Origin of the sequence: Anaerobiospirillum succiniciproducens DSM 6400 (assembly GCF_000482845.1) — a bacterium.
In the GTDB taxonomy this organism is placed as follows: Bacteria; Pseudomonadota; Gammaproteobacteria; order Enterobacterales; family Succinivibrionaceae; genus Anaerobiospirillum; species Anaerobiospirillum succiniciproducens.
The window spans coordinates 1-1,104 of record NZ_KI519515.1 but is presented as its reverse complement, the minus strand read 5'-3'; the positions used below and the strand labels follow the sequence as shown (position 1 = coordinate 1,104).

Here is a 1,104-nt window from a genome sequence, read left to right as displayed (position 1 = left end):
GGTAACCGTAACGCAAACGACGGTATTGCCTTAGCTCAGACCATCGAAGGTGCTCTCGACGAGACCACCAACATGCTGCAGCGTATCCGTACCCTCGCTGTCCAGGCTGCTAACGGTACCAATACCCGCAAAGATCGTGAGGCATTACAGCAGGAAGTTAAGTCACTCTCTGAAGAAATTACCCGTATTGGCTATAAAACCACTTTCGCTGGCGCACATGTTCTAGTTAGCCAAGGCGCAAAGTTCGGTGGTGTAGGCTTATCTGGCGGTAATAATCCTGCAGACAATCTTAAAGACAAAGATGGTGCATATTTCTTCCAAGTAGGAGCCAACGCCCAAGACATGATTAAGCTTACCACTAAGGAAGGCTTCCACATGAAGGGCATCATGGACATGGTTAAGAATGACGGCCTCAACGCAAACATCAAGTTTACTGAAGGTACACCAAACCAAGTTTCCAAGGCTGGCGCTGCAGATCAGTTCGGTCTTTTCTGCTCAGATGCTAAAAAGCCTTCTGGTGCATATTGGGCTGTTATTACGCCAGAAGCTGCTCAAAAGACTTTAGAGCATATTGATAACTTCATCCAAGCAGTAGATTCCAAGCGTGCGGCCCTAGGCGCAATCCAAAATCGTATGGAAAGCACTATCCGCAATCAGAGCTCTATTGCGGAAAATGAGTCTGATGCACGCAGCCGTATTCGTGATACCGACTTTGCCTCTGAGACTGCAGCTTTAACTCAGAACCAGATTATTCAGCAGGCCTCTCAGACTATTCTGAGCCAGGCTAACCAGCGTCCAACCGTTGCTCTTAACCTTTTAGGCGGTTAATAGAACGCATACAGTTTTGAATCTCTCATATCGTCTAAGGCTGCCTCTTCGGAGGCGGCCTTCTTGAAGAGGAGATTCACAGCAGACAGTCTATTCGTAAGCAGCATTATGTGTTCTTTACGAATACATTGATTGCATTAAGCAAGGTGGAGATTGTGCTTGTACAGCTCTCTCTGCTGATACAAATAGAAGGAGAGAACTATGGCTTTATACGTTAACACTAACGTTAGCTCGATTAACGCACAGCGTAAACTCGCTAACTCTACTCTTGCGCTC

1 protein-coding gene is annotated in these 1,104 nt (G+C 46.6%); it reads left to right on the top strand.

Going from position 1 to position 1,104, the window contains the following annotated elements; translation table 11 throughout:
• On the top strand, window positions 1–828 hold an 828-nt coding region (locus H524_RS17930), incomplete at its 5' end, for a flagellin N-terminal helical domain-containing protein (RefSeq protein ID WP_027940516.1).
• Between the last annotated feature and the right edge of the window lie 276 nt (window positions 829–1,104).